The organism is Mesorhizobium sp. WSM1293, from assembly GCF_000513875.1.
GTDB classification, from domain to species: Bacteria; Pseudomonadota; Alphaproteobacteria; order Rhizobiales; family Rhizobiaceae; genus Mesorhizobium; species Mesorhizobium ciceri.
Genome location: NZ_AZUV01000001.1, coordinates 551,100 through 573,691, shown reverse-complemented (window position 1 = coordinate 573,691; position 22,592 = coordinate 551,100). Strand labels below are relative to the sequence as shown.

At 63.3% G+C, this 22,592-nt stretch carries 22 protein-coding genes; 11 read left to right on the top strand and 11 right to left on the bottom strand.

Annotation, left to right across the window (positions count from 1 at the left end; translation table 11 throughout):
- Window positions 1-47 precede the first annotated feature (47 nt).
- The gene (locus M729_RS0102805; RefSeq protein WP_024501538.1) at window positions 48-824 is read left to right on the top strand and encodes a FadR/GntR family transcriptional regulator; all 777 of its coding nucleotides are present in this window, start codon (window positions 48-50) and stop codon (window positions 822-824) included.
- A gap of 14 nt (window positions 825-838) precedes the next feature.
- Here M729_RS0102805 and M729_RS0102800 read toward each other — a convergent pair whose 3' ends face one another.
- Window positions 839-1,129 carry a DUF3175 domain-containing protein gene (locus tag M729_RS0102800; protein WP_027160693.1) on the bottom strand — a complete coding sequence of 97 codons (291 nt, stop codon included), beginning with the start codon at window positions 1,127-1,129 and terminating at the stop codon, window positions 839-841.
- 169 nt (window positions 1,130-1,298) lie between these two features.
- On the opposite strand from M729_RS0102800, the gene M729_RS0102795 reads away from it, so the two are divergent.
- The 8 genes from M729_RS0102795 to M729_RS0102760 all read left to right on the top strand — a co-directional run bounded on the left by M729_RS0102795 (window position 1,299) and on the right by M729_RS0102760 (window position 9,571).
- The gene (locus tag M729_RS0102795; RefSeq protein ID WP_013530861.1) at window positions 1,299-2,528 is read left to right on the top strand and encodes an MFS transporter; all 1,230 of its coding nucleotides are present in this window, start codon (window positions 1,299-1,301) and stop codon (window positions 2,526-2,528) included.
- A 21-nt stretch (window positions 2,529-2,549) separates the two neighbouring features.
- A complete protein-coding gene (locus M729_RS0102790) occupies window positions 2,550-2,879 on the top strand; it encodes a hypothetical protein (protein WP_027160692.1) in 330 nt (109 codons plus the stop codon).
- A gap of 98 nt (window positions 2,880-2,977) precedes the next feature.
- Window positions 2,978-4,006, top strand: a complete 1,029-nt coding sequence (locus M729_RS0102785; protein WP_027160691.1) for a LacI family DNA-binding transcriptional regulator — start codon at window positions 2,978-2,980, stop codon at window positions 4,004-4,006.
- Between the two features lie 302 nt (window positions 4,007-4,308).
- Window positions 4,309-5,436, top strand: a complete 1,128-nt coding sequence (locus M729_RS0102780; RefSeq protein ID WP_013530863.1) for a sugar ABC transporter substrate-binding protein — start codon at window positions 4,309-4,311, stop codon at window positions 5,434-5,436.
- Between the two features lie 79 nt (window positions 5,437-5,515).
- The gene (locus M729_RS0102775) at window positions 5,516-7,063 is read left to right on the top strand and encodes a sugar ABC transporter ATP-binding protein (RefSeq protein ID WP_027160690.1); all 1,548 of its coding nucleotides are present in this window, start codon (window positions 5,516-5,518) and stop codon (window positions 7,061-7,063) included.
- On the top strand, window positions 7,060-8,040 hold the full coding sequence (locus tag M729_RS0102770) for an ABC transporter permease (RefSeq protein WP_013530865.1): 981 nt from the start codon (window positions 7,060-7,062) through the stop codon (window positions 8,038-8,040). The genes M729_RS0102775 and M729_RS0102770 overlap by 4 nt, the downstream gene beginning before the upstream one ends.
- Window positions 8,037-9,023 (top strand): ABC transporter permease, encoded by a 987-nt coding sequence (locus tag M729_RS0102765; protein ID WP_013530866.1) that lies wholly within the window; start codon window positions 8,037-8,039, stop codon window positions 9,021-9,023. Before M729_RS0102770 ends, M729_RS0102765 begins: the two co-directional genes overlap by 4 nt.
- Before the next feature lie 2 nt (window positions 9,024-9,025).
- On the top strand, window positions 9,026-9,571 hold the full coding sequence (locus M729_RS0102760; RefSeq protein WP_027160689.1) for a gluconokinase: 546 nt from the start codon (window positions 9,026-9,028) through the stop codon (window positions 9,569-9,571).
- Here M729_RS0102760 and M729_RS0102755 read toward each other — a convergent pair.
- Complete coding sequence (locus M729_RS0102755) at window positions 9,566-10,717, bottom strand: hypothetical protein (RefSeq protein WP_027160688.1); 1,152 nt, start codon at window positions 10,715-10,717, stop codon at window positions 9,566-9,568. The genes M729_RS0102760 and M729_RS0102755 overlap by 6 nt on opposite strands.
- 164 nt (window positions 10,718-10,881) lie before the next feature.
- The gene (locus tag M729_RS0102750) at window positions 10,882-11,787 is read right to left on the bottom strand and encodes a LysR family transcriptional regulator (protein ID WP_024501530.1); all 906 of its coding nucleotides are present in this window, start codon (window positions 11,785-11,787) and stop codon (window positions 10,882-10,884) included.
- A 118-nt stretch (window positions 11,788-11,905) separates the two neighbouring features.
- Between M729_RS0102750 and M729_RS0102745 the strand changes: the two genes are divergently transcribed.
- Window positions 11,906-12,328, top strand: a complete 423-nt coding sequence (locus M729_RS0102745; RefSeq protein WP_027160687.1) for a DoxX family protein — start codon at window positions 11,906-11,908, stop codon at window positions 12,326-12,328.
- Window positions 12,329-12,371: 43 nt separating this feature from the next.
- Window positions 12,372-13,241: an NmrA family NAD(P)-binding protein gene (locus M729_RS0102740; protein ID WP_027160686.1), complete on the top strand. Its 870-nt coding sequence runs from the start codon at window positions 12,372-12,374 to the stop codon at window positions 13,239-13,241.
- 114 nt (window positions 13,242-13,355) lie between these two features.
- Here M729_RS0102740 and M729_RS0102735 read toward each other — a convergent pair whose 3' ends face one another.
- The 8 genes from M729_RS0102735 to pbpC all read right to left on the bottom strand — a co-directional run bounded on the left by M729_RS0102735 (window position 13,356) and on the right by pbpC (window position 22,515).
- Window positions 13,356-13,805, bottom strand: coding sequence for an Rrf2 family transcriptional regulator (locus tag M729_RS0102735; RefSeq protein ID WP_013530871.1), 450 nt, complete (start codon window positions 13,803-13,805; stop codon window positions 13,356-13,358).
- 256 nt (window positions 13,806-14,061) lie between these two features.
- The gene (locus M729_RS0102730) at window positions 14,062-15,048 is read right to left on the bottom strand and encodes a sulfate ABC transporter substrate-binding protein (RefSeq protein WP_013530872.1); all 987 of its coding nucleotides are present in this window, start codon (window positions 15,046-15,048) and stop codon (window positions 14,062-14,064) included.
- Window positions 15,049-15,419: 371 nt separating this feature from the next.
- Entirely contained in the window at window positions 15,420-16,460 is a 1,041-nt protein-coding gene (locus tag M729_RS0102725; protein WP_013530873.1) for a sulfate/molybdate ABC transporter ATP-binding protein, read from the bottom strand.
- 13 nt (window positions 16,461-16,473) lie between these two features.
- Window positions 16,474-17,358: a sulfate ABC transporter permease subunit CysW gene (cysW, locus tag M729_RS0102720; protein WP_013530874.1), complete on the bottom strand. Its 885-nt coding sequence runs from the start codon at window positions 17,356-17,358 to the stop codon at window positions 16,474-16,476.
- Window positions 17,351-18,202, bottom strand: a complete 852-nt coding sequence (cysT, locus tag M729_RS0102715) for a sulfate ABC transporter permease subunit CysT (protein WP_013530875.1) — start codon at window positions 18,200-18,202, stop codon at window positions 17,351-17,353. Before cysT ends, cysW begins: the two co-directional genes overlap by 8 nt.
- Before the next feature lie 21 nt (window positions 18,203-18,223).
- A complete protein-coding gene (locus M729_RS0102710) occupies window positions 18,224-19,249 on the bottom strand; it encodes a sulfate ABC transporter substrate-binding protein (protein WP_013530876.1) in 1,026 nt (341 codons plus the stop codon).
- A gap of 220 nt (window positions 19,250-19,469) precedes the next feature.
- On the bottom strand, window positions 19,470-20,228 hold the full coding sequence (locus M729_RS0102705; RefSeq protein WP_245267530.1) for a M15 family metallopeptidase: 759 nt from the start codon (window positions 20,226-20,228) through the stop codon (window positions 19,470-19,472).
- Between the two features lie 205 nt (window positions 20,229-20,433).
- Window positions 20,434-22,515 (bottom strand): penicillin-binding protein 1C, encoded by a 2,082-nt coding sequence (gene pbpC, locus M729_RS0102700; RefSeq protein WP_027160684.1) that lies wholly within the window; start codon window positions 22,513-22,515, stop codon window positions 20,434-20,436.
- Between the last annotated feature and the right edge of the window lie 77 nt (window positions 22,516-22,592).

Below are 22,592 nucleotides of genomic sequence, written 5' to 3'. Positions count from 1 at the left end.
CGCTTGCTGCGCTTGACAGCCTGCTTAATACGGACTTTCTGGACCCCATGCGGGACGCGAAGCCGAACAAGGAAAAATCGTTGGGGAAAGCGGCCTCCGGGGACCGTCCGGGCGGCGTTCGCCGGGCGGACGCCGCGCGTATTCCCGGCTCCAGCGTCCACGCCTCGCTGGCCAGTGAAATTGGCCTCAGGATCGTGCGCGGCGATTATCCGCCTGGCACCATCCTGCCCAATGAAGCGAAATGGTCGGAGACCTTCAGCGTCAGCCGCTCGGCGGTGCGCGAAGCGATCAAGATGCTGATGGCCAAGAGCCTTTTGGCCTCACGTCCCAAGATCGGCAGCTGGGTCGAGCCGAAGGAACGCTGGAACCTGCTCGATCGCGATGTGCTGGCCTGGTACGCGACGTCGCCGGACCGCGAAGTGTTCCTCAAGACGGTGCAGGAATTCCGCCATATCATCGAGCCGGAAGCGACCGCGTTCGCCGCGATGCGAAGAACCGACGAGCAGATGGCCGAGATCAGCCTGGCCTGCCGTGAGATGGGCGCGGCGACGAGCCTGCAGGAGCGGACCCGCGCCGACACGCGCTTCCATCTCGCCATCCTGCGGGCTTCGGGCAACGACCTGCTGGTGCCGCTCGGCGTACTGATCGAATCCGCCTTCGATCATCTCTTTGCCTATACGACACGGGAGATCGACGATCTCAACCACGCGCAGAAGCTGCACGAGGCGATCGAGAAGAACATCCGCCTGCAGCGCCCCGACGCGGCGCGCAATGCTGTGCGCAAATTGCTCGCCAACACAGACGGCGTCATCCGCGCCCGGTAGGGCTGGACGGGCCGCTAATCATCCTTGTCACGTCCGAAGGCGCTGCGCAGCTCGCCCTTGGCGTCCTCAAGCACTTTTTTGCGCGCGGCAGGCAAGTTCTTGCCGGCGCGGTTGATGTAAAAATTCAGCATCGACATGGCGGATTGAAAAGGCTCGGCCTTGCGCCTGTGGCTGTGTTCGGCGGATCGTTTCAGCGAGGCGGCGATCTTCCTGGCGTCGTCGGATTCGAAGACGTGATCCTCAAGATCCATTGCGTTGCTGTGCTCGGTCACCTCGGCCGACCATTTTTTCCTGGTGGCGGTCATCGCAGGACTCCTTTGCGGGGTGGTTGCCGGGAAACTCCGCACATCGGCATCGGTTCCGCCCTGGCTCTGGAGCCACGGATTTGCCCGCTGTGGCGCTGCTGCGGCCTGAGAATGCGCCGATAGTGGCGCAAACGGCAGCCGATCTCCGAGACCGCCGACAGGAAACGCCTTGACCCGAACCGACAGCCTCCAGCCCGGCCCCGGCATCGACAGCTCCTATGCCTGGATGCGGCTTGCCATCTCGATGCTGCTGGCGACGATCGGCGCCGTGGGCATGTGGGCTGTCGTCGTCGTGCTGCCCGCCGTGCAGGCCGAGTTCGGCGTCGACCGCGCCGCGGCGTCCATGCCTTACACGGCGACCATGGTCGGTTTCGCCGCCGGCAACGTGCTGGTCGGCCGCGCCATCGACCGGATGGGTTACTGGATCCCGGCGCTGATCTCTTCGATTGCGCTTTCCGCCGGCCTGCTGCTCGCGGCGCTATCGACCTCGATCTTGCAATTCACGCTTGCCCAGGGAGTGCTGATCGGTATCGGCACGTCGGTGATCTTCGGGCCGCTGATCGCCGATATCTCGCACTGGTTCAACCGCCGTCGCGGTGTTGCGGTCACGGCGGCGGCGGCCGGCAATTATCTTGCCGGGGCGTTGTGGCCGACCATCATGCCGACGCTGATGAAGGCGGAGGGCTGGCGCTTCACCTATGCGGCAATCGGCATCTTCTGCCTGGTGACAATGGTGCCGCTGGTGCTGATGCTGCGGCGCGGTGCCCCGGCGGCGGCCGTCGCGGGTTCGCCCGGAAGCCGGTCGGTGCAGCCGATCTCGCTGTCGCCGGCGGCCTTGCAGGTGCTGCTGGTCGTCGCCGGGCTCGGCTGCTGCGTGGCGATGTCGATGCCGCAAGTGCATATCGTCGCCTATTGCATGGACCTTGGCTACGGCGTCGCACATGGCGCCGACATGCTGTCGATCATGATGGCGGGCGGCGTCGTCAGCCGGCTGGCGTCCGGCTTCCTCGCCGACCGTATCGGCGCCGTGTGGACATTGATGATCGGCTCGGTCCTGCAGTGCCTGTCGCTGCTGTTCTACATCCCGTTCGACGGGCTTGCCTCGCTCTATGTGGTGTCACTGGTGTTCGGCTTGTCGCAGGGCGGCATCGTGCCTTGCTACGCGATCATCGTGCGCGATTATATGCCGGCCAGAGAGGCCGGCCAGCGTATCGGCATCGTCATGATGGCGACCATCTTCGGCATGGCGATCGGCGGCTGGATGTCGGGCTGGATCTACGATTTGACCGGCTCTTATGCGGCTGCGTTCCTGAACGGCATTGCCTGGAATATCTTGAATATACTGGCGATCGTTCTGTTATTGTGGCGGTCGCGGCGATCATTGACGGTTGCAGCTTAAGCCTTATTCCGGGCGCACAAAATGCATCTCGATCTTCACGGTAAGCCCATTCTTCTAACAATAGCGGTGTGGGCCTGCACCGCGGGATGCTTCGCAGGCGCCGCCGCAATTTTCTATTCGATTATCCTGGTGCTCGGCAGAACCGGGGCGCTTGTAGACACTACTGAGGAAAGATCACTTGGTTGGAGCGAGCGAGCCGGCCGCAGGAATAGCCGTTTCAACAGATTTCTTGTTGCTGACGAATTCCGATCGCTTCGCAAGCTCCTGTTTGGAGCATGGGCCGGATTTTTAGTCTCGTTTGGTCTTCTTTCTCTGCTGATTTTTCTCTTTGGGGAGCGGACATTGACCTAGCGTCGAGAAGGAAGCGCGCGGATAAATATCCCACTTTGACAACATATGACGGCTGCGGGCGCGATGGCTTCCGATCTGTATCTTGCGAGGACTCGATTTTGACCAAGCTGCGCACGCGCCGGGGCGGCGGCCGCCCGACCATCGCGGATGTCGCGCGCAAGGCCGGCGTCGGCGCCATCACCGTGTCGCGCGCCCTGCGCGAGCCGGAGCGTGTGTCCGAAGAGCTGCGCCGCCAGATCCAGGCCGCCGTCGACGAACTGGGCTACGTGCCGGACCCGAATGCCCGGGCGCTGGCCTCGGCGCGCGCCGAGGTGTTCGGCGTGCTGGTGCCGTCGCTTACCAACAACGTCTTCGCCGAGGTGGTGCGCGGCATCTATGACAGCCTGTCGGCCAGCCCGTTCCGCATCCAGCTTGGCAACACCCACTATTCCGGCCTCGAGGAAGAGCGGCTGCTGCAGCTGTTCGGTTCGCAACGGCCAGCGGCGCTGATCGTCGCCGGCATCGATCAGACGCCGGCTTCGCGAAAGCTGCTGGAAAGTGCCGGCTGCCCTGTGGTGCAGGTGATGGAAACCGGTTCCGATCCGGTCGACATGATGGTCGGCTTCTCGCATCTCGATGGCGGGAGGGCGGCGACCGAGCATCTGATCGAGGCCGGCTATCGCCGCATCGGCTTCATCGGCGCGCGCATGGATCCGCGTTCGCAGCGGCGCCTTGCCGGCTATCGCGCGGCGATGGAGGCCGCGGGCCTGTTCGACCCGCGCCTCGTCACCACCACGCCGGTGCTGTCCAGCGTGTCGCTCGGCCGCGAGATGTTCCGCGACGCGCTGGCCAAGGTGCCGACACTCGACGGGGTGTTCTGCAACAATGACGACATCGCGCTCGGCGTCTTGTTCGAATGCCATCGCGCCTCGATCGCGGTGCCGAAGACGATCGGCATCGTCGGTTTCAACGATCTCGACATGATGCAGGTGGCGTTTCCTTCGGTCACCAGCATCCGCACCCATCGTTATGAGATCGGCCGGCGTGCCGTCGCCATGGCGCTTGCTGCGATCGCCGGCAAAAGACCGGAGCAACGGATCGTAGACCTCGGTTTCGAGCTCAAGCGCCGCGAGAGCACGGCGCGTTGAAACGCACAGAAGCGACTGTGCGAATGCCGGTTTACACGCCAATTTGGTAGCGCTACCATCTCCTCCAGGCAGGTGCATGAACGACAGGTCGCACCTGTTTATTATACATAAGCGACAACTAATACTTGTTTATTATGGATAATATGATAGTTTTCGCCCGGCTTGCGGCGACAAGGGAGGTACCGGGTCGGCCATCACGGGCGGCCGAGGAAGCGCATGGCGAGGCGGGAGGTGCCGGTCCATCGCGCGAAAAATTCGCATTGCGAAACGAACAATCAGAACTGCAATCGGGAGGATTATCGATGATCAAGTCACTTGTTGGTGGCGTCGTTGCCGCCACTGCATTCGTCATGCTCAATTCGGCCGCCATGGCCGCCGGACCCGAAATCGTGTCGGGTCCCGCCGCTCAGGCGGACTGTTTCGCGCCGTGGAGCGCGGAGACCAAATTCTTCAAATATCCCAAGAAGGAAGGGCCGTTCCGCATCGCCTTCGCCAATGGCTATATCGCCAACACCTGGCGCATCCAGATGGTGCAGACGGCCAAGGCCTACGCCGCGCAACCTGAAGTCAAAGCCAAGATCAAGGAATTCAAGGTCGTCTCGACGGGCGAGGACGTGCCGGCACAGATCTCGGCGATCAACAATTTCATCGATTCCGGCTATGACGCCATCGTCACCGACGCCCAGAACCCGACGGCCTTCGGTCCGGTCATCAAGCGTGCCAAGGAAGCGGGCATCGTGCTGGTCGCCTTCGACAACATTCTCGACACCAAGGACGCCATCAACGTCAATGTCGATCAGAAGGGTCTTGGCGAATTGTGGGCCAAGTGGCTGGTCGGCAAGATACCGAACGGCGGCAAGATCCTGGAAGTGCGCGGCGTCGCCGGCACCTCCGTCGACACCGATCGTCACAACGGCATCCACGAGGTCTTCGATGCGTCCGGCAAGAAGTGGGACGTGACCGAAGTCGCCGGCAAATGGGATGACGGCGTGGCACAGAAGGTGACCGCGGATGCGATCGCCACCAACGGTCCGTTCGACGGCATCACCGGGCAGGGCGGCGACACCGGCATCGTGCAGGCGATGATCGACGCCAAGCATCCATTCGTGCCGTTTGGCGGCGAGACCGAGAACGGCTTCCGCAAGTTCTGCGCCGCGCATTCAGCCGACGGGCTGAAGTGCTCGTCCGCGGGCTCGGGCCCGGCTCAGGTCGCTGTCGCCATCAAGACAGCGATCGCCGCACTCGAAGGCGAAGTCGTGCCACAAGAGGTGAAGCTGCCGCTGGCGATCGCCGAAGACCCGAACATGAAGGAAGGCACGGATTACTTCCCCAAGGAATCCGACAATTTCTTCGTCGGCAATTCCTTCCCGACCTGCGGCATCAATTTCAGCGCCCAGGAAATCATGGGTCAGACCAAGGAAAACCAGTAAATCATCGCTGGCTGTCACCTGGCGCCGCGGCTTGAGCCGCGGCGTTTGTCTCAATTCCACAATCGCCCTGGGAGGGCCGATGGACGGTGCGGCTCCGCTCTTTCGTATGGAAGGCATATCCAAGCGCTATGGCGGTGTACGCGCGCTGGAGAAGGCCGAGCTTGTTGTCGAAGCCGGCAGCATCCACGCCATTCTCGGCGAAAACGGCGCCGGCAAGTCGACGCTGATCAAGGTCATGGCAGGTGTCGTGGCGCCCGATGAGGGCCGCATGACGCTGGACGGGCGCGAGGCGACCTTCGCTTCTCCGGGTGCCGCCAACAAGGCCGGCATCGTCTGCATCTTCCAGGAACTGTCGCTGGTCCCCGAGCTAAGCGTTGCCGACAACATCGTCATTTCCGATCCGCCCAAACGCTTCGGCATGATCGACCGCAAGGCGCAGCGCCGCATCGCCGAAGAAGCACTTGCTCGTGCCGGCGCCGCCGACATCCACCCGCTGGCGCTGGTCAAGGACCTGCCATTGTCGCGCCGGCAGATGGTCGAGATCGCCAAGGCATTGGCACGCAAGCCGCGCATCCTCATCCTCGACGAGGCGACCTCCGCGCTGACTGCCGCGGATGTCTCGAAGATCTTCGCGGTGCTCAAGCGGCTGCGCTCGGAAGGGCTGGCGCTGCTTTACATCTCGCACCGCATGAACGAGATCGCCGAACTGGCGGATCAGTGCACGGTGTTCCGCAACGGCCGCAATGTCGCCAGCTATCCAGCCGGCTCGAAGAGTGACAATGAGGTGGTCGAACTGATGATCGGCCGCGAATACAGCCATATCTTTCCGCCCAAGCCGACGGCCGTGCCTGCCGCCGCGGCCCCCAGGCTCGAGGCCCGCAAGCTCTCATGGGCCGACCGGCTGCACGACATCTCGCTGACCGTCAGGGCAGGTGAGGTGGTCGGCCTTGGCGGCCTCGACGGCCAGGGCCAGCGCGAATTGCTGCTCGCCTTCTTCGGCGTGCTGCGCGGCCTCAGCGGCCAGATCCTGATCGACGGCAAGCCTGTGTCGATCACCAGTCCATCCGTTGCGCGCGACGACGGCATCGGCATGGCGCTCATTCCCGAGGACCGCAAGACCGAAGGGCTGATGCTGCCGATGACGGTGCGCGAGAACCTGTCCTTCGCCGCCCTCGACCGGTTGTCGAAAGCCGGCATCATCGACCGTGCCGCCGAGCAGCGGCTGATCGACGACATGGTCGGTCTTTTGGCGATCAAGACGGCGGGCCTCGACATTCCGGTCGGCGCGCTTTCGGGCGGCAACCAGCAGAAGGTGGTCATCGCCAAATGGCTGATGCGCCAGCCGCGCATCATCCTGCTCAACGATCCGACGCGCGGCATCGACGTCGGCACCAAGCAGGAGCTGTACCAGCTGATGCGCAAACTGGCCGACGCGGGTGCTGCGATCCTGTTCTACTCGACCGACTATGACGAGCTGATCGGCTGCTGCGACCGTGTGCTGGTGCTCTACGACGGAGCGGTCAAGCGCGAGCTGGTCGGCGCCGAGATCACCGAGCGGGCGCTGATATCAAGCGCGCTCAACATCCATGGCGAGGACAGCCCGGTGGGCCTGGGAGTGGGCGCATGAAGGATTGGCGTTACTGGCTGGCCGAGCAGCGCGGAACGCTGCTGGCGTTCGGCATCTTCATCGTCATGTTCGTCATCTACACCTCGAACCATCCGGCCGGCTTCACCGCCAATGTGGTGCAGACGGCGGCCAACAAGGGCGTGCTGCTCGCCTTCGTCGCCATGGCGCAGACGCTGGTGGTGATCACCGCCGGCATCGACCTGTCCGTCGGCATGATTTTTCTCCTCACCAACTGCCTGGCTTCGTGGCTGGTGGTGGGAACGCCGATGCAGACGACGCTCGGCGTCATCGCCGTGCTGGCGGTGGGACTGCTGTGCGGCGCCATCAACGGCGCCATCGTCATCTATGGCCGGCTGCAGCCGATTGTCGCCACCATTGCCACAGGCGCCGTCTATTACGGCATCGGCCTGTTGCTGCGGCCATTTCCGGGCGGCTCGGTCAATGAGGACCTGGCCGATGCGCTGACCGGCCGTGTGTTCGGCGTGGTGCCGGCAAGTCTCGTCGTGCTGCTGGCCATCGTGCTGGTGATCTGGGTGCCGTTCAGCCGCTCGGTGCTTGGCCGCGCCGCCTACGCGGCAGGCTCATCGGAGACGGCGGCCTACATGTCGGGTGTGCCGATCCGGCGCGGCAAGTTCGCCGCCTACACGCTGGCCGGCCTGCTGGCGGCGATCGGCGGACTGTTCCTGACCTTCTTCACCTATACGGGTGAGGCGGCCTATGCCAGCGGCAACTCCTACACGCTGTTTTCGATCGCCGCCGTGGTGCTCGGCGGCGTCTCGCTGTTCGGCGGCAAGGGCAGCGCCATCGGCGCCATCTTCGGCGCACTGGCTTTCCGCACGATCGGCGACCTGTTGTTCGTCTTCGATTTCGATCCGCTCTGGCAGCCGCTGTTCCAGGGCGTTATCCTGCTGGTCGCCGTCAGCCTCGGCGCCTTCGCCCTGTTTCGGGTCCGCAACCGGCTGGAGTGGTTCCTGTGAGCGAAACGACGCTTGGCGGCATTGCCGGCCGCATGCCAAGATTCATCCGCCGCGCCGATCCGGCGGTGCTGACGGCCTTTGCCTGCATCGTGCTTTTGCTGTTCTTCGGCAGCCTCTATTCCAGAAGCTTCCTGTCGCCTGAATATCTCCTGCAGCAGCTCAAGGTGGCTTCATTCCTCGGCGTCATCGCGACAGGCATGATGCTGGTCATCCTGCTCGGCCAGATCGACCTGTCGGTGCCGTGGGCGGTGGCGGCGGGCGCCATGATGGCCTGCGCCGCGGCGGCGTACGGCCCGGTCGGCGTGGCGTTGGCCATCCCGTTCGGCATCATCTGCGGCATGCTGATCGGCGTCGTCAACGGCATCGGCGTCGCCTATCTGCGCATCCCCTCGATGATCATCACATTGGCCACCAACGCTGTCGCGCAGGGGCTGATGGTGGTCTACACCGGCGGCTTCTCGCCGCAGGATTCGGCGACGGGCGCGATGCGCTACCTGGCGACCGGCTTCGCCATTCCGGGCGTGCCCAACGCCGTCATCATCTGGGCGCTGATCGGGGCCGCGATGGTGTTCGTGCTGACGCGGACCGGCTTCGGCCGCACCGTCTACGGCATCGGCAACCGCGAGCGCGCGGCCTATCTCTCCGGCATCGACACAAGGCGCGTGGTGATGATCGCCTTCGCCGTCTCCGGTGGGCTCTCGGCTTTCGGCGGCGTGCTTCTGGCCGGCTATGCCTCCAAGGCGGCGCAGTCGATGGGCGACGCTTATCTGCTGCCGTCGATCGCCGCGGTGGTGCTTGGCGGCACCTCGATCCTGGGTGGGCGCGGCTCCTATCTCGGCACTGTCGCCGGTGTCATCCTCATCACGTTGCTGCAATCCATCTTGTCGGTCATGCAGATGCCGGAGGCGGGGCGGCAGATCATCTACGGTGTCGTCATCGTCGCCATGCTGCTGCTCTACGGCCGCGCGCCGGCAAGCCGCTGACAGTGGACGAAGCGGCAGCACAGGCGCCGACGAGCGCCCCCGGCTCGGTGCCGGCCATCGTGGTTATGGGCGTCGCCGGCTGCGGCAAGTCGGCGGTGGGCGTTGGGCTTGCCGCCGCTCTGGGCGTTACCTTTATCGAGGGCGACAGGCTGCATCCTCCGGAAAACGTCGCACGCATGGCAAGCGGCGAGCCGCTTACCGATCAGCTGCGCGAAGGCTGGCTCAACGCGATCGGCGAGCGCATCGCCGCGTCGGTGGGGCAGGGCAACGGCGTGGTCGCCGCCTGCTCGGCGCTGAAGCGCAGCTACCGCGACCGGCTGAGCGGCTTCTGCCCGGAAATCGTCTTCCTCTATCTGGAGATCGACCCTGGTACGGCCAGGCAGCGCGTCGGCAGCCGCAAGGGCCACTTCATGCCGGCGAGCCTGGTCGACAGCCAGTTCGCCATCCTCGAGCCGCCGGCTGCGGATGAGCGCGCCTCGAAACTCAATGCCACACGCCCGGTCGGTGAGCTCGTCGCCGCCGCGGTCCGCCTGATACGCCGGTCATGAGCCTTCATCCATTCCGATGCCGATGCTGTCCGAGACCTCGGTCAGCCGCTGCCGGCGGGACCACGTCAGCATCTGCTCGGGGTAGAGCTTCAGCGCTTCCAGCAGGCGGTCGCGCTTGAGCAGGATGTAGTGCGCCTGCACAGTCATGTTCTTGGCGCCATCCCTGGCCATGTCCGTTGCCGGGCTGACAGATGCCTCCGGCGTCAGCTCGGGGCTGAGCACGGCCCGGTATTCGATGAAGGGAACCACTTCGAAGGTCGACATGGCAAACAGGGCTGTCCTGCCCCTGGCGGCAAAATTCGCCGGCGCCGAGGCGAGATGCGTCCAGCCGCTTTCGCCCATGGCTGCCTCGGTGAAGGTCGTGCCGGCATGGACGGTGTTGGTCATCGTCACCACGCCATTCTGCTTCAGGATCTTCTGGATGCGGATGGTGACCTGATAGGTGTCGTCGCGGCCAAAGACGACCCGGCTTTTCAGGAACCGGTTTTCGACATCGATCAGCGGCGGATTGAGGAAACGCAAGCCGAACGCCGATTCGGAAATACCGTGGGTGTTGACGCTCACCTGATGCGCTTCGATACCGGCCTCGTACAGCGCGCGCTTGCCGATGATGGTCTGGGCGGTGAACTGATCGCACCAGAGGATGGCGCCGTGGCCGCGCTGCAAGGCCGACCGCAGCCCCGCCAGCCCCTCCAGCCGGATCGTCGGCGACCAGCGGCCGGCCACCAGATGAGCGGCGAGCTGCAAGCGGCGGCGGTGGCGCGCTGCCAGCAATCCCTCGAACAGCTTGCGTGCATCGATACCATCGCCCAGCACCGCGAGCGCGGCGGCAGCGTAGGCCGGGAATTCCTTGCGCATATGGCGCTTGAGGCGAAACCTCGATACGCGGCCGCAGATCGGCGCCCACCACCGCACCGGCAGTGCCGCCGCCACCACGAGATAGAAGATAGACAGCAGGCCTTCGCGAAGATCCTTGTTGGAAAAGCGGCGAAGCCGGCCAGGGCGAACCAGCTTGCGGCTGAAGAAGCGCACGTCCTCCGCCCGTTCCGGGACGAAGACGTCGGCGATGATTTCAGTGCGGAAACTGGCTGCCGATGGCAGCTTGCGGGCGGCCTTGCGGGATTTCGCGAACCACCACAGCCTCATCGGTCCAGCCCGTTCTTCGAACCCCGCTTTACTGCGTCGGCTTGGGCCGTGCAAGGTGGTGTCCGTGCTCGAGACTTCTGCAAATTTCGCTTGCCCTAGACTTAAGACAAGCGCGCCGCTTACGAAGTGTTGATTTCAAGGGCCGGACGAAGATAGTCGTATCGCTATTCCATATATGGCGTCAGCACATCTTCGATCCATTTCATGAACGCGCGGACCCGGCGCGATAGATTGCTCCGATGTGCGACGACGAGGGACACGGCGAGCGGCCGGCGACGAAAATCGGGTAGGATCTCGACAAGCGCTCCACTCTCCAAGTATCGGCCAATGCCCAAGAGTGGCGCCTGGATCAGGCCAAGGCCGGCGAGGGCCGCTGCTTCGTAGGTCTGTGCGCTGTTGACGTGTAGCGCACCTGGCAACTGAAGCGTCGCGTAGCTGTCGCCGTCCGGATATTCCCATCCATAGGGTCGCGCGCCCAGCAGCGTCGAAAAATGAATTGCCCTATGTTCCTGACGCTGGAGATCTTCCAGCGATCGAGGCACGCCATGGCGCGCCAGATAGGCGGGACTGGCTGCGTTGGCCATGCGCAACAGGCCCAACGGGCGGGCAATCAGGGTCTCGTCGCGAATGGGTCCAAGCCGCAATACACAATCGAACCCCTCTTGAACCAGATCGACTTGCCGATCCGTACTCGACACCTCCAGCTCCAACTCGGGGTGAGCCGCCATGAAATCCGGCAAAGCCGGTACGATCGTTGTGCGCGCCACTTCGGTCGGAAGGTCGACCCGCAAACGGCCGCGAAGTGCCACGCGGTCGCCTGCGAACATCGAGTGCAGATCATCGACTTCAGCAAGCAGATCGCGGGCGCGGGCATGAAATGCGCGTCCGTCCTCCGTCAACCGCACGCTGCGCGTCGTCCGGTGCAGAAGCCTGACACCCACATCTTCTTCCAGCTTGCGGACCGCCGTTGAGGCTCTCCCCTTTTGGATGCCCAGGCTATCGGCCGCGCGGGTGAAGCTCCCCATTTCCGCGACCGTTGTGAAAATGAGGATGGGTTCGAGATTCTGCATTTTCGTGCCTCGGATTGTTCCCAAAAAAGAGAACAGTTGGTTCATTTTCTCGGCATTTATCACATTTGAGAGGCACAGTAAGCTTCGAATATGGGATCTCCCCATCGGAGAATGACAAGTGTCCGAAACTGTGAACCTGCATCAGACACCGGAAATTATGACCTTGCATCGCGCCCTGTGGGCCGGCCGGATCATGAGCGCGTTTGTCGTCATCGCCCTGACGGCAGATGGCACTGTTCAGCTTTTCGCGCCGGCACAGATCGCCAGCATGTTGCAGGAAACCGGGTTTGCGATGGACCTGACCCGTGTCGTGGGTCCGATCATCCTCGCCTGCGCCATCCTCTACGCCATCCCGGTCACCGCCGTCCTCGGCGCGATCCTGGTGACGGGCTTTTTGGGAGGTGCCATCTGCGCCCATCTCCGCATCGGTGAGTTGGGGTCGCCGCCGGAAATCATCTCCCTGCTTCTGGGCGCGATGACCTGGGGCGGCCTCTATCTCCGCGATCCCCGTATCCGGGCCATTCTGCCGCTCATCCATTGAACCAACAGGGGCAGCTCTGTCCCCCGACATCAGGAGAAAACACATGTTCCTAGTAATGGGGATCACGGGAAAAGTTGGCGGCGCAACGGCAGAGCATCTGCTGGCGCACGGCAAGGAGGTACGCGCGCTCGTCCGCAATCGCGACAAGGCGGCCAATTGGGCGAACCAGGGCGTGGAACTGGTAGACGGCGACTGGAATGATTCGGCAGCCATCGAGCGAGCCCTCAAAGGCGTCGAAGGCGCGTTCGTCATGTTGCCCCCTGTCTGGGCGCCGTCGCCCGATTACAAAGAAGCGAGGAGCGTGATTGCTAGCTATGTCGAGGCTTTGACCAAGGCAGCGCCGCCGCGAGTGGTTGCGCTTTCGTCGATGGGTGCGAACAGAACAAGCGGGCACGGGGTGATCGCGGCCTTGTCGCTTCTGGAGCAAGGGTTTCGCGGCCTGACATCGCCAACCGCATTTGTGCGCGCGGGGGGATTCTTCGAAAATTTCCTCTACGGCTTGCAGGTCGCGCAGGGCGGAATGCTACCGGTCTACTACAATCCGACAAACCGGAAATCGACCATGGTTGCGACGAACGACATCGGCGCAGAGGTCGCAACCCTTTTGACCGGGTCGACGTGGTCAGGGCAGCGCATCGTCGAGATCGGTTCGATGGTCACCGCGGATGAAGTCGCCGAGCAGTTGGGTGAAGTCCTGAATCTCGCCGTGAAAGCCTTTGCAATTCCGCGTGCGGGGTGGGCGGAAGCGTTCGAGCAATTCGGCATCCCGAAGGGTCACTCCGGACCTGCCGAAGAAATGTTCGAGGCCGTGAATGCGGGATGGATGGACCTCGGTGTGGCGGGTACGGAGCACGTAGCGGGTACGACGTCCGCACGCGCTGTATTCGAGGCTGCGTCTAATGTGAACGGATAGGCCAAAACTGCATGAGGTTCTCCGTGATTTCGAGCTTCGCAACCCGAGATTCGGAGAACCTCTCCTTCAATGCAGGAATCTCTATCTGAACGCGATCGGCTTGAAGTCGGTGGTTTAGATCTGCGACGTCAGCTCGACCGGGAAATCGTCATTGTCGGCATCGCGCATGGCGGCGAGGCTGCGATTATCCAGCACTTCGGCGATTGCCTGCCGCACCTCCAGCATCATGTGGCGGACCTGGCAGGTCGCCTCGTCGCAATCCTCGCAGCGTTGATACTGCGTGCGGCTGGCGCAAGGGATTGGCGCCAGCGGCCCGTCAAGCACGCGCACGACATGGCCGATCTTGATTTCGGAGGCCGGCCGGGCAAGGCGGTAGCCGCCTTCCTTGCCTTTGCGGCTCTGGACGAAGCCGGCATTGCGCAACTCGCCCAGAATGGCATCGAGGAATTTCTTCGGGATGTTGTTGGCCACAGCGATGTCATTGACGAAGGCCAATTGGCCGGCCGGCAGGCCAGACAGATGCACGAGGGCCTTGAGGCCGTATTTGCCTTTTTTTGTCAGCATGCCCAGATCAACCCATAAAAGCCCCAACCACTCGCATCTGGCGACTGTTTGTGTGCAAATAATGACGTCTTCGCCGCGCGATGATGTTTCGCGAAACAGCCACCAAATTGCACGTTAGGCACAAACGCGTTGATTCTTTGTAACATTTTGCACTGAGAACGCGGATATTCCGCTGATAACCAGGTTATCGGCGTTCAAAAACGAAAAAAGCCGGCAGCGCGCCGGCTTTTTCGTCTGCTGTGCAGGTATCGCTGCCTCAGCGGCTGCCGTAGGTCTGGTCGAGCAGGCCGCCGGCGGCGAAATGCTCTTTCTGCACCTTGTCCCAGCCGCCGAAAACGTCTTCCACCGTCAGCAGCCGGACATCGGGGAAATCGGCCTTGTATTTCGCCGCCACAGCGGCGTCGCGGGCTCTGAGGCCGTTGCGGGCGGCGATGTCCTGGCCCTCCGGTGTGTAGAGGAAGTCGAGATAGGTCTTGGCCAGATCGCGCGTGCCGTGATCGTCGGCAACCTTGTCGACGATGGCGACCGGGAATTCGGCCAGCAGGCTGACCGAAGGCGTAACCTGCTCGAACTTGTCGTCGCCATACTCCTTGCGGATGCCGCGCGTCTCCGACTCGAAGGTGATCAGCACATCACCGATCTCGCGCTGCACGAAGGTGGTGGTCGCGGCGCGGCCGCCGGTGTCGAAAATCGGCACGTTGTTGAACAGCTTGGTGATGAATTCCTTCACCTTGGCGTCGTCGCCCTTGAAGGCTTCCTTGGCGTAGGCGGTGGCCGCCAGATAGGTGTAGCGCGCATTGCCGGATGTTTTCGGGTTTGGGAAGATCACCTGCACGTCGTCGCGCACGAGATCGTTCCAGTCCTTGATGTGCTTGGGGTTGCCCGCGCGGACAAGGAACGAAGGCAGAGAATAGAAGGGCGAGGCATTGTCAGGGAAATCCTTCTGCCAGTCGGCCGAGACGAGGCCCTTCTTGACCAGGAAGTCGATGTCGATGACCTGGTTGAAGGTAACAACGTCGGCGCCAAGGCCCTCGGCGATGGCGCGTGCCTGCGCCGAAGTGCCGGCATGCGACTGGTCGACGGTGACGCCCGGATGCTGGGCGATGAAAGCCTTGTTGACCTGCACGAACAGTTCGCGGCCGACATCATAGGACGCGTTGAGCAGTTTGTCGGCCGACCAGGCTTGGGAGGATGCAAGGAACAGGCCGGCGACGGTGGCAAGCCCGAGGAAAAATCGTTTCATGAAAACAGGCTCCGATGCAATGCGTTGATGGTCGGACCATAGCCGTGACGTATCATGCGCGACGAGGCATGCGCTGTCGGTTCGCGGCCTCGTCGTGGGAAAATATATCGCCTAAGTTGGCACCTGTTGGAATTCTGTTCCAGGAGATGGCTACCTTCGTCGGAGTTTTTCTGCGCCTTGTTTGCGGTGCTGCATGGCATATACAAAAGGCATATACAAAGAGCTGCCGCCATGCCCCAGAACCGTCATTCAATAACGCCGCCCAAGGAGGCGAAGCTGTTTCGCAACAACCGCAGCCCAACACGGGAGAGTTCACCCGGATCAGGAATCTGAAGGTCGAAAACTGGTTGGCGTAGCGCTTGAGCCGAGAATCAAGCCGCCGGAAAAAGCTTCCAGCGGCCGGGGCGGAACGCCACCCGGCTTTTTTGCGCCGCGGGATGATCGACCGGCAATTCGATTTCGACCCGCTGACGCTCACCACCGATCTCGAGCTCGACCCGGCGCGTGCCGGCGACGCGGCGGCTGGCGGCGACCGTGCCGGCGATGCAGCCGCTGCAGCCGTCCAGCAATTCGACATCGTGCGGGCGGAAGTAGAGCGTCGCATCGCCCGAGGGCTCGTTGGGCGCGGCAAGCCCGATCGGACGGTCGGCGAGCCAGATCTCGCCATTCTCGACTTTGACGGGAAGCGAGCTCGATTCACCGATGAAGCCGTAGACGAAGGGCGAGTTCGGCGTGTCGTAGATGTCGTCGGCGGTGCCGACCTGCTCGATGCGACCCTGGCTCATCACCACGACGCGGTCGGCAAGCTCCAGCGCCTCTTCCTGGTCGTGGGTGACGAAGACGGTGGTGTGGCCGGTGGCGTCATGGATTTCGCGCAGCCAGCGGCGCAATTCCCGGCGCACCTGCGCGTCAAGCGCGCCGAACGGTTCGTCGAGCAGCAGCACCTTGGGTTCGATGGCCATGGCCCGCGCCAGCGCCACGCGCTGCCGCTGGCCGCCGGAAAGCTGCGCCGGATAGCGCTTTTCCAGCCCCGACAGCTGGACAAGGTCCAGAAGCTCGGAGGCGCGGCGGCGGATCTCCTGCGCCGGGGGGCGCGACGGCCCGTGCCGGACCTTCAGGCCGAAGCCGATATTGTCGGCCACCGTCATGTGCCGGAACAGCGCATAGTGCTGGAAGACAAAGCCGACATTGCGATCCTGGATCGACTTGTGCGAGGCGTCCTCGTCGCCGAAGAAGATGTTTCCGCGCGTCGGCCGCTCCAGTCCGGCGATCAGCCTGAGCAGCGTCGTCTTGCCGGAGCCGGACGGCCCCAGCAACGCGATCAGTTCGCCCGACTTGATATCGAGCGACACGTCGTGGAGGGCCGGAAACCGGTCAAACTCCTTGCGCACGTTGGCAACGCGAACTTCCATGCAAATCCCTCTGTCAGTGTCCGCGCGTCGCGGCGATCTCGGCGCCGTAGCGCATCTCGAGAAGTGTTTTCAAGACCAGCGTGACGAGCGCCAGGCCCGCCAGCAATGAAGCGACGGCGAAGGCGCCGACGGCGTTGTACTCGTTATAGAGGATTTCGACATGCAGCGGCATGGTGTTGGTCAGGCCGCGTATATGGCCCGACACCACCGAGACTGCGCCGAACTCGCCCATGGCGCGCGCATTGCACAGGAGCACGCCGTAGAGCAGCCCCCATTTGACGTTGGGCAAGGTCACGTACCAGAAGGTCTGCCAGCCATTGGCGCCAAGCGAAAGTGCTGCCTCCTCGTCGCCATTGCCTTGCTCCTGCATCAGCGGGATCAACTCGCGGGCGACGAAGGGGAAGGTGACGAAGATTGTGGCCAGCACGATGCCCGGCACGGCAAACAGGATGACGATGCCATGCGCTTTCAGCCAGGTGCCGAGCAGCCCCTGGGCGCCGAACAGAAGCACATAGACGAGGCCCGATATGACCGGGGAGACCGAGAAGGGAAGGTCGATCAGCGTGGTCAGGAAGGCCTTGCCCTTGAACTCGAACTTGGCGATCGCCCAGGCGGCGGAGATGCCGAACACAATGTTGAGCGGTACCGAGATCGCGGCGACCAGCAGCGTCAGCCGGATCGCCGAGCGTGTGTCGGGATTGCCGAGCGCTTCGGTGTAGGCACCGATGCCCTTGGCGAAGGCTTCGTTGAAGACGATGATCAGCGGCAAGAGCAGGAAAATGCCGAGGAAGGCAAAGGCGACGGCCATCAGGGCCAGGCGCGCCGGGCGGCTTTCCGTGACCGCCGCCGATTGGCTTTCATGGTGCGGTTCGTAGGATTTGATCTCCGGATCAGCCATAGCGCTTGCGGCTCCACGACTGTGCGAGATTGACGACCAAAAGCATGATGAATGACAGAGCGAGCATGATCGCCGCAATCGCGGTTGCCGCCGGGTAATTGTATTCCTCCAGCCGGATGACGATCAGCAGCGGCGCGATCTCTGATTTGTAGGGCAAGTTGCCGGCGATGAAGATGACCGAGCCGTATTCGCCGACGCCGCGCGCGAAGGCGAGCGCGAAGCCGGTGACGATGGCCGGCGCCAGGCCCGGAAACAGGATGCGGGTGATGATCTGGAAACGATTGGCGCCAAGGGTGGCCGCGGCTTCCTCCACTTCCTTGTCGATCTCCTCCATGATCGGCTGCACGGTGCGCACGACGAAGGGCAGGCCGATGAAGATCAGCGCGATGACGATACCCAGCGGGGTATAGGCGACCTTGATGCCGAGCGGCATCAGCAATTTGCCGATCCAGCCGTTCGGCGCGTAGAGCGTGGTCAGCGCGATGCCGGCCACAGCCGTCGGCAAGGCGAAGGGCAGATCGACCATGGCATCGACGATGCGGCGGCCGGGGAAGCGGTAACGCACCAGCACCCATGCGACCAGCGTGCCGAAGACGACGTTGACAGCAGCCGCGACGAAGGCAGTGCCGAAGCTGATTCTCAGCGCATTGATGGTGCGGCGATCGGTGGCGATCGCCCAGAATTCAGGCCAGCCAAGGGCGGCCGAGCGCCAGAGCAGCCCGGATAGCGGGATGAGAATGATGAGGGTGAGGTAGGCAAGCGAGAAGCCGAGCGTCAATCCGAAACCCGGAATGACGCTCGGCTGCCTGAATCGCCACCCCGCCTGGGCGGGTGCTGTGGTCATGTCGTCCTGAATATCGACTGCTTACTGGGGCTTGTAGATCTGGTCGAATATACCACCATCGCCGAAATGATAAGGCTGTGCTTTTTTCCAGCCACCAAACTGTGGATCGTCGATGGTTACAAGTTTGATCGGCGGCAGCTTGGCGAGGTCCTCGGCCGGCACCAGATCGGGCTTGGCAGGACGATAATGGTTCTTGGCGATGATCGTCTGCGCTTCCTTGGAGTAGAGCCAGCTCAGATAGGCTTCGGCGATCTTGCGCGTGCCCTTGGCATCGACATTGGCGTCGACCACTGCCACCGGCGGTTCTGCCAGGATGGAGGTCGGCGGGTAGACGATGTCGAAATTGTCGGCACCGAACTCGTCGAGCGCCAGATAGGCCTCGTTTTCCCAGGCGATAAGCACATCGCCGAGACCCTTTTGCGCGAAGGTCACGGTCGAGCCGCGCGCGCCGGTGTCGAGCACCGGGGCATTGGCGTAGAGCTTGCCGACGAACTCCTTGGTCTTGGTCTCGTCGCCGCCGTCATTGGCGTTGGCGTAGGCCCATGCGGCGAGATAGTTCCAGCGCGCGCCGCCGGACGTCTTGGGATTGGGCGTGATCACCTGGACACCGTCCTTGACGAGGTCGCTCCAGTCGTGAATGCCCTTGGGATTGCCCTTGCGCACGAGGAAGATGATGGTCGAGGTGTAGGGCGCCGAATTGTTTTCGAATTTGGTGCGCCAGTCCGGATTGATCTTCTTCGACTTCGAGACGATGGCATTGATGTCGCCTTCGAGTGCCAGCGTCACCACATCGGCGTCGAGGCCGTCGATCACGGCGCGGGCCTGTGCGCCCGATCCGCCATGCGACTGCTGGACGGTGACCGTCTCTCCGGTCTCGGCCTTCCAATGGGCGACGAAAGCTTCGTCATAGGCCTTGTAGAGCTCGCGTGTCGGATCGTAGGAGACGTTGAGAATGGTGGTATCGGCAAACGCGAAACCGAGCGTGCCGAACTGGACAGATGTGGCGACCAGTGCGCCGAGCAGTTTCCTGAAATGAGGTTTGGTCATTTCTGCCTCCGTTGAACCCGCGCCAAATCTACCGAATTGGTAGAAATTAGATGCATTCAATGTTGCCTTTTTTGCCCCTCTTGAGAAAATGTTCGGCGCCATTTCGTCCTTTGGAGAAATATTTTCCTCTTGCGGCCAAAGGAAGAATCCATGGCCCTGCCACTCAGCCTATCTAGCAATGGGTAGTGCCGAGGCAAGGTGTGGAATTTGATCCGGTGCCTCAATCGGCGGTGATGGGAAAGTCGAAACGCTGTTTGGCGAACGGTTCGCTTTTCAGCGTGAAGTGCCACCATTCCCTTGCATAGTTCTTGAAGCCGCCGGCGCGCATGGCGTCGACAAGCATCTTGCGATTTGCCGCCGCTTCACTGGCAGGGCCGCGGTATGCGGTTTCGCTCATTGAATCAAAGCAGTCGAAACCGGTACCGAAATCGAGCGTGTCGGCATCCCCGGTGCCGCAGGCCGGGTTCGGGCTGGACCTGCGGTCCATCTGGGCGACGGCGACGTCGACGGTCGAGCCACGTGAATGAGTCGACAACTCTCCGACATAGCCCTTGGCGATCAGGTCGCTGCGCCTGACCTCCGGATACCATTGCGGATCGGGCGGCCCGCCCTGTTTTGTCCATTCGCCCATGTCGGCGACGGCGCGGGCAGGGCGGTAGCAATCGAACACCACCAGGGTCAGGCGTTTGGCCGCGATCGCTTTCTGGACAGCGGAGAGTGCCTTCGCCGCATCCTCGGTGAGGATGCAGACCGGGGCGCCATAGCCGTTCACCTTGCGGTGCAGAAAATTATCCGATCCGGCGTAGCGGATGTCCTGGCGGATCGAGGGGTCGACATCGGCGAGCCGGACAAAGCCGGCGGGGAGTGGGTCAGCGAGAGCAGGGAGGGTGATTGCCGTGACAAGGATTGTTGCTGCCAGTGCTGAGGCTGCCGACAGGAAAGGATCGCGCGAGGCACCCCCCTCTGCCTTGCCAGGCATCTCCCCCGCAAGGGGGGAGATTGGCAGCTTTGGCGTCCTGCTCCACCATTGATAACTGGCGAAAGCGGCAAGGACATCCGATCTTCCTCCTTGCGGGGGAGATCGCCGGCAGGCCAGAGGGGGGTGCCTCGGAACAGGCATGGGTGAGTATCCTGCTATCCGCTGAGCCTGTGGAAAGCCAATTCCACGAATCGCTTGCAGCCGTCTATTCGACAAACACCTTCACGCTCGCCGCACGTCCTGCGGCGTCGATGACGGTCAGCGTCGAATAGCCGGCGCCGTCGGGCTGCCAGGTCGCGGTGCGGCGACGGTCGATGCCCACCAGCGGCTTGCCGTTGGCCAGCCAGCGGAACGGCGCACGGCCGCCTTGCAGCTTCAGCACCAGCGGCGAGGCGTCGACCGAATTGGTGCCGAGATCGACGCGGGCGCCGTCGGGCGGGAAGATGATGGTCGGTGCGGGTTCGGTCACTGTCGCCTGCACCAGGCCGTCCGCTCCGGCGCCGAAGCGGGCGAGCGTCACCGGCAGGTCCTCGCGCCTGGGGCTGAACAGTCCGGGCGGCTTGCCCGGCAAGGGGACGGCGGCCAGGCCCGAGCGGACAAAACCGTCGAACAGGATGGGAGCGGCCGAGACATAACCGGACAGTCCGGGCACCGCGCCGGCGTCGGGACGGCCGACCCAGACACCGAGCACATAGCGGCCGTCGAAGCCGACCGACCACGCGTCGCGGTACCCGTAGGACGTGCCGGTCTTGTAGGCAATGCCGCGCTGCAGGGCACCCTCGGGCGGCTTGACGCCCGACAGTATGTCGATGATCTGCCAGTTGGCCTGACCGTCGAGGATGGTGGCGCTGGTGCGCTCGGCATTGGCCGGCTCGGTGCCGTCATGCAGCGTGTGCGTCTTGCCGCCATTGGCGAGCCCTGTGTAGAGCTGGACGAGGTCGCGCAGCGTGACGCCTACGCCGCCAAGGCCGATGGCCAGGCCCGGCGCCTCGTTGACCGGCAGTATGGGGCTGACGCCGGCCTGGCGGAAGCGCGCCATCAGCCGCGTTGGCCCGACCGCGTCGAGCACGCGGATCGCCGGCACGTTGAGCGACAGTTGCAGGGCTTGCCGGATGCTGACATCGCCCTGGTAGCCCATGTCGAAATTCTTCGGCCGGTAGCCGGAGAAATCGACAGGGCTGTCATCGATCAGCGTCTCCTGCGCCACCAGGCCCTGTTCGAAGGCAAGACCGTAGATGAACGGCTTCAGCGTCGAGCCGGGCGAGCGGACGATCTTTGTCATGTCGATCCAGCCGGAGCGGCTGGCGTCGAAGAAATTGGCCGAGCCGACTTCGCCGAGAATGTCGCCGGTGCGGGAATCGGCCAGCATCATGGCGACCGACAGGCGAGGGCCGAGCTTGGTGGCGGCGTCCCTCGCCACCTGTTCCAACCCTTCTTGGACGCTCTTGCGGATCGTCAGTTGCAAGGGCTGGCCGGGGACGGCCTTGGGCAGCATCGCATAGGCTGCATGCGCAGCGAGGGCCGGCAGGGTACGGCGCAGGCCCGACACATCGTCGAGGGCGGCACGCGCGGCCTCGCGCTCGCCGAGCAGTTCGGAGGAGACCATGCGGGTCAGCACCCGGTCGCGGGCGGCGTGGGCGATCTTCAAATTGCGGTCGGGCCGCCGCTTTTCCGGCAGCTGCGGCAGGGCGACGAGCAGGGCGGATTCGGAAACGGTGAGCCGTTTCGGCTCCTTGCCGAAATAGGCCAGCGAGGCGGCGCGCACGCCTTCCAGATTGCCGCCATAGGGCGCCAGCGTCAGGTAGCGTTCGAGGATTTCGCGTTTCGACAGCCGCCGTTCGATCTGGATGGCGCGCAGCATCTGCTTGATCTTGGAGCCGAGGCTGCGGCTTTCGCGCGGCTCGATCAGCCGGGCAAGCTGCATCGAAAGCGTCGAGCCGCCGGAAACGATGTGGCCGCTGGTGGCGAACTGGCCGGCGGCGCGCGCCAGCGCCAGCACGTCGACGCCCTCATGGTCCCAGAAACGTTTGTCTTCATAGGTGACCAGCATGTCGACGAATTGCTTGTCGACCTGGTCGAGCCGGGTTTCGAGCCGCCAGTAGCCGTCCGGCGTGGCGAAGGCGCGCAACAACTGGCCATCGCGGTCCTGGACTTCGGTGGAGACCGTGAGTTCGGCTGGAAGCGGGGGCGGGAAGGCGCGGTCGAGTTCCCAGAGGGACGCGGCGGAAAGGGCGAGGATGCCGGCGCACCCTGCCGCTCCAACAGCGAATTTGCGAAGCATCTTCATGGCAGTAAAGATGCCCCCTCATCCGGCCGCTTCGCGGCCGCCTTCTCTCCGGTGGGGAGAAGAGACTGGCGCCAGCG